The 6,008-nt window shown below is 42.7% G+C and carries 6 protein-coding genes; 1 reads left to right on the top strand and 5 read right to left on the bottom strand.

Going from position 1 to position 6,008, the window contains the following annotated elements; all coding sequences use genetic code 11:
- Positions 1 to 1,321: threonine--tRNA ligase (gene thrS, locus WEIDD23_RS04330; protein ID WP_062358786.1), on the bottom strand; the 1,321-nt coding region annotated here is incomplete at its 3' end.
- Between the two features lie 434 nt (positions 1,322 to 1,755).
- Here thrS and WEIDD23_RS04325 point away from each other — a divergent pair.
- Positions 1,756 to 1,947, top strand: a complete 192-nt coding sequence (locus WEIDD23_RS04325; protein ID WP_010373067.1) for a hypothetical protein — start codon at positions 1,756 to 1,758, stop codon at positions 1,945 to 1,947.
- Positions 1,948 to 2,270: 323 nt separating this feature from the next.
- Here the strand turns inward: WEIDD23_RS04325 and WEIDD23_RS13480 are convergent, their stop codons facing one another.
- The 4 genes from WEIDD23_RS13480 to WEIDD23_RS04310 form a co-directional block, all read right to left on the bottom strand.
- Entirely contained in the window at positions 2,271 to 2,444 is a 174-nt protein-coding gene (locus WEIDD23_RS13480) for a hypothetical protein (RefSeq protein WP_010373064.1), read from the bottom strand.
- A gap of 206 nt (positions 2,445 to 2,650) precedes the next feature.
- A complete protein-coding gene (locus WEIDD23_RS04320; RefSeq protein WP_150180134.1) occupies positions 2,651 to 4,393 on the bottom strand; it encodes a hypothetical protein in 1,743 nt (580 codons plus the stop codon).
- A gap of 78 nt (positions 4,394 to 4,471) precedes the next feature.
- On the bottom strand, positions 4,472 to 5,380 hold the full coding sequence (locus tag WEIDD23_RS04315) for a WxL domain-containing protein (protein WP_010373059.1): 909 nt from the start codon (positions 5,378 to 5,380) through the stop codon (positions 4,472 to 4,474).
- A gap of 82 nt (positions 5,381 to 5,462) precedes the next feature.
- Positions 5,463 to 6,008: WxL protein host-binding domain-containing protein (locus WEIDD23_RS04310; RefSeq protein ID WP_197458807.1), on the bottom strand; the 546-nt coding region annotated here is incomplete at its 5' end.

The following is a 6,008-nucleotide window of genomic DNA, read 5'->3' as shown; positions in this document are numbered from 1 at the left end:
CGTCGTCATCGTAGTACTTTTCCGTGTTCTCTGGGTCACGGTATGACAAACGGAAGCGGTAATCTGTGATATCAAAGTCAGCGTAAACGTCGATCATCAAGCCCAAAATCTTCTTGAACTCGTCCTCGATTTGGTCTGGCATCACGAACGTGTGACCGTCGTTCAACGTCATTTCACGCACACGTGACAAACCAGTCAATGCACCTGACTTCTCGTAACGGTGCATCATTCCCAATTCCGCAATACGGAATGGCAACTCACGGTATGAACGTGGCTTGTGCTTGAACACCATGATGTGAGATGGGCAGTTCATTGGACGCAATTCCAAGAACTCGCCATCACCCATGTCCATAGGTGGGAACATGTCATCGCGGTAGTGATCCCAGTGACCTGATTGCTTGTACAAGTTCAAGTTAGACATGATTGGCGTGTAAACGTGTTGGTAACCGTCTTGCACTTCACGGTCAACAATGTAGCGCTCCAACGTACGACGAATTGCCGCTCCATTTGGCATCCAAACAGCCAAACCGGCACCAACTTCTTGTGACGTGAAGAATAGGTCTTGCTCAGCACCGATCTTACGGTGGTCACGTTCCTTAGCTTCTTCACGACGCTTCAATTCAGCATCAAGTTCTTCAGCTGTCCAGAATGCTGTTCCGTAAATACGTTGCAACATTGGGTTTGAAGACTTTCCGCGCCAGTAAGCACCGGCAACAGACGTCAACTTAAAGTGCTTAATCCAGTTCGTTGATGGTACCAAGCCACCACGGTCCAATTCAACGTGCTCACCTTGCACAGCAATTGAGATGTGCTCATCAGCAGGCAAATCGTTAATCAATTCAATCTTGTATGGATCGTTCTTGAACATTTCCAAAGCTTCGTCACGCGTAATTTCACGTGACACGATTGGCAAGTTTTCTGAAGCAATTTGCTTCATCATCTTTTCAATTTCTGGGAATTGATCTGCAGAAATTTGGCTACCATCGACCTTATCAGTATCGTAGTAGAAACCATTTTCAATGGCTGGACCTACACCATAGTGAATTTGATCTGGGTACAAACGGTTCAATGCTTGCGCCAACAAGTGTGAAACAGAGTGACGCAAAAGTTGTGTTCCTTCCGCATCATCCTTGGTAATCAATGAAAATTCACCATCTTCGTTGATGCCATCGTTCATTCCAACGTAGTGGCCGTTCAACTTTCCTGACACTGACTTCTTAGCCAATGACTTTGAAATACCGTTCGCAATTTCCAAAGGCGTAACGCCAGCAGGGAATTCCTTAACCGCACCATCTGGGAATGTAATCTTTACATCTGCCATGTGTCTTATCTCCTATAATGACTATCCATCGACCTAACGCGTGGAAACAAAAAACGTCCCGTCACAACAATTATACTTGCTGTAACGGGACGTTTGCACGCGGTACCACCCGAGTTCGCGAAAGTTTCCCTTCGCCTCATCGTCCCCTTAACGCGGGATACGGAATTGGTTCCCCAATTCACTCGGAAGTAGTATCGCGTAACGACCGCTATCTGCCTCCCACCACTGGCAAACTCTCTTAAAACGATTTTGTTATCCGACGTGTCTTCGTCAACGTTTTATACTGACGTAATTATAGCACATGTCAGGTTAAACTGAAAATACATGTTTTTGTCCCAAGTTTGGCACTTTTGTTGGTTTTGGCTGATAACTTACGTAAAATAAGAAACATCGAGAAGTGGGAAAAGATTTTAATTTTATTGAGGGTATTTTTCATGACGTTTGTTGTATTTTTGATGGTTGCAACCGCCATTTTGATTGGGATTACCGGCTATCTATTTTACGTTTACTCAGTGCGGCCAACGACCAGTAATCTTGTGTTTTCACTCGTGTTCTTGGTTGGCACATTAGTTTTCGTCTTTATGGGGAGCGTCCCTTATTTGTTGGCTTTTCAGGCCGGTGTTTAACACCCATATTTAATTAGCATCGCGTTGGCCTATCGCAGGGACAATTGTCGATGCTTTTTAGCAAAAAAAGAGAGCAAGGTGGTTATCCTTGCTCTCCTTCCGTCGCATAATCATTACAGAGAAAAATCATTATGCGACTCGTGGTTATACGTTCTACAGGTTAGCCTGTTAGGAAGGCAAATTTGGGTAAATCACTTCCTCATGAACAGTTCTTATTTTAGGCCGTCTTATCAGAATTTGCTTGTTTTTTATTAGTTGTTTTTTGAAAAAATTTTAATTTAAAAACCGCAACCCTTTTAGCAAGCGTTGCGGTTTTTCTGTGATTAATGAGATACCATCGTCTTGTGGTTCACATCAATCTTATGTGATTCGATGGTTGCTTCAACAACGTCAGCCACGTCCTCATCATTTTCTTCAATCTTAAAGATAGTCTTGTAACCAGCAAAGGCAACGGCTGCTGCAATTAAACTAAACAAGCTCATCAAAAATGTCATCATGATCTCTATCTCCTTCGTGCGATTGATTTACCTTACTTGATGTAATTATAATACCCCAGTAAGTGGCTTTATGCCGAAATGGTCTGGAATTGGCACATTTTTTCGTTTTTCTGACGTTATCACCGCTATTCGCATCAAAACTGGCCGGATTTCGGTCAAATATGGGACTTTCATTATAAAAAGCCGTGCTAGCAAAGCACGGCTTTTTAATTTGCACTATCAATCAAATCGTCCTGGATTGCCGAGTAGGTGATCGTGCCTGTGTAAGTGGTGGCTTTACCATTGTTACTCAAATTCAGCTGCATATCTCCCACTGGAATAGTGCCACTTTTTCCCGAACCGGTTAAAACACTTTGGCCAAACCCCATCGTGAGACCGTCTAAATTGCTCGTACCATCCTGATATATATTCTGATTATTTACCACCATGGATGTAACTGGCAAAGTGTAACTGCCATCGTTCATTGCTGATGTGGCCATCATAATATGGAATTTTGTATCAAACATATTACTGTATCGCAAGTCACCTTGTGGCGACAATGTAATATGTAAATCTCTTACAGATGCTGTTCCCTCAAATGAAGGAACTTCTAACAATGTCAGGCCGTTCGCCATTAATCCAGCATTACCCGCAGTCGCTTGTTGCACCGTTTGGCCTGTACCATCAACATTCGGATTACTATACTTCGAATCAGTTACTCTGGTCACACGGACCTCAATATTACCGGGTTCATAAATATATTTACTTTTTCTATCTGTTTGAATAAATTTCCACGGCGCCACCAAATCGTTATTATCAACTGGATCTCCTGATTCTTTGTTGCCGAAATACTGCGTACCGACTTCTTTACCTGTTTGATTATCAATATAGACAAACTGCCCAGTTACTGCTGTTTGTGTGTTAAGCGTAATCGCACCAAACGGGGAAAGTGTCTGATCGCTTGACTGAGCAATAGCTTTTAACGTATCAATGCGATTAGTCTCACCATAAATTGATTCAGAACCACCGAATGCATATAGTGGTGTCGAAACACCATCAATCATCCCCTCATAACGTTTAACGCCATCAAACGACAGTTGTGTATTATCAGTCACTACCGTTCCAAAACTCACATTTCCAGATTGTCCGGCAGTTTGTTGTAAAAAGACGTATAGCTTAGGTGGTATTTTATCAATAAGTCGATATTGCCCTGGAATCTCTTTTGGCACTAAAAGTTGCTTCGTATCAATTTCATAAACAGCATTTTGATACTGATTGTCTTCATCTGCCAGCACCGCTGAACCGTCTACCAATTTTCCAACAACGCCTTTTATCGTGTCATTAAGCCGTTGCCCATTTAAATAAATTTGGACAGGTACAGTTATTTCATCATCCAACTTGGTCAACAGACCATACATAATCATAAATGCAGTTGCCGACGCGGAATTATTCGTATTGTTCAAGACATCATAAAGTACAATTTTAATTGTATTGACCCCTTGTGGGTTATCCATCGCTACATCAGTGAAGGATATTGTTATCGTTTGCCCAGGCGCAATATCAAAAGCACTTGATAATTTTCGTGTCGTACCATCTGGTCTGTCGTTTGGCTTTGGATCGGCAGGTGGCGCTACAATTCCCGAAACTGAAACCGCACTAAACTCCGTACCGCTCATGACTGACGCAGCGTAACGTATTTGCTTAGTTTCCGTCGAAGTATTCTTTATAGTTTGCACAACTTTTACGCGTTTAATGGTTGGACCACCACCGGTTGCAGGTGCATACTGCGAATAATCAATCGGGGTATCAACAATTGCGCCATTTTGCGTGACTTCGCGGTAATAAGCTGTCGTTATTTCAAAATCATTCCAGAGATTAAATGTGGGGTCTGAACTATCATCTGCATGTATGATTGTGCCACTAAAAAAAGTCATCGCAAAAACCAACAAACCCATTAATAATCGTCGCACCCCCTTTACCTCCTTTCTGCAAAAAACCTCACGCATACTGCGTGAGGATCAAAACATTCTGCTTAATCAAGCACCAACTTAGGCCGGATCATCAATCGCCGCTGCATTTGCTGAATCATCTGCTTTCTGGCCACCTTCCGTAATTAAGTTCGTGTCTTGTAACGTGTACGTGATAACACCAGTATACGTACCCGACTTAACTTGATCAGATGACAACTTCAATGTGGCGCTAGTTTGACCAGATGCAAATGTACCGTTAGTATCCTTATTACCAGAAAGCACCAAATTTCCAAACGCCGCTTGTTTTCCGTAGTCATCTTTATCAGCGGTAATAGTTGCATCCGTCAATTGGTCAGTTGCCTTCTGATCTGCAACTTTAGCAACAGTACTTGTAGTTGCATGATACGTGTCAGCATTTTCTTTACCAACCAACAACGCATTATTAGGTGCCTTCTTAGGCATACCAGCTACTGTTAATGCCAACGAAGAAACCGGTAGTTGGTTACCTGCGGCGTTATACAGCGATGAAGACGTCGCGTAAACTTGATAACCAGTGTTACCACCACGTAAATCGCGAACTACAATAGCTCCCAATCCCTTATATACATCAGCAGTTGCATTGGCTGCATTAATCAAATTAGACTTGCCCACAGTGCTATCATAGACACCATTTTGTGTAAATCCCTTTTCCATTCCAGCTGCCGCTTGGCTTAATTCTTTTGAACCAAAGTCAAAACTTGGCACATTGAGTAGCGTCAATCCAAAAGCTTGATTACCAGCTGCCGCAGTAGTCTTGCTACCATCCGCATTTGGATTCTCATAACCAGACTCGTTGGTATAATCACCTGAAAATTGAATCTTTGTCTTTCCTTGATTGGTTGCAACATCACTCGACGTTCCCACAATAGTGTCTGCTGCTGAAGCAACCCCACTAACACCGACAACACCTGCCAATACAGCAGCGCCCAACATCAATTGCTTAATCATATTTAAATTCCCCTAATTCTCTTAATTTCTCTATTACGTTAATCACTATCTCAATAAGTAAATTAGCTCTCTCCTTCTAACATTACTTATCTTCATCATCCTGCTTCTTGCGTCGTAGCAACAATATAATCACAAACAGCAACGCTGCCGCCAAAATACCAATCAACCACCAAATCCACGTTGGAATGAAGGCCGTCGTGCGTTGGAGTGTTGTTTGTCCTTGCTGTGCGGCTGAAATCGTAAAGTCACCTGTAAACGTCCATGACTGCTTACTCTTCACATCCGTCATTTTCACATGATAGCGGTACTTACCGGCCGTCAACACCTTCTCAGCAGGCACACTATAAGTGAATGTGCTGTTCGGGGTCACCTGTCGATTAGTTTGCTTGTCAGTCAACACAGTTTGGTTGCCCTTACTAATCGTTGTTGCAACAGACATATCACCGATGTAATTGGCTTCGTTATTAGCAACACCCAACTGGAAAACCTGCTGGTTCGTACCACTAACAACACGCCCCTTTTTTGCCTCAGTTAAGTTGGCGTTAACCTGCTTATCAGTCTCAGCAATCTTTACACCCTTCACGTATGTAAATTGATTGGTAAAACCTGACTTCTTAACTGCTTTCCC

Source organism: Weissella sp. DD23 (assembly GCF_001579105.1).
In the GTDB taxonomy this organism is placed as follows: domain Bacteria; phylum Bacillota; class Bacilli; order Lactobacillales; family Lactobacillaceae; genus Weissella; species Weissella cibaria.
The sequence above is the reverse complement of the archived record's forward strand: the minus strand, read 5'-3'. Positions and strand labels throughout refer to the sequence as shown.

Bases quoted from the DNA above. Each gene is read 5' to 3' on its own strand.
- WEIDD23_RS04325 (WP_010373067.1), top strand. From the start codon at position 1,756: ATGACGTTTGTTGTATTTTTGATGGTTGCAACCGCCATTTTGATTGGG.
- WEIDD23_RS13480 (WP_010373064.1), bottom strand. From the start codon at position 2,444: ATGATGACATTTTTGATGAGCTTGTTTAGTTTAATTGCAGCAGCCGTT.
- WEIDD23_RS04315 (WP_010373059.1), bottom strand. From the start codon at position 5,380: ATGATTAAGCAATTGATGTTGGGCGCTGCTGTATTGGCAGGTGTTGTC.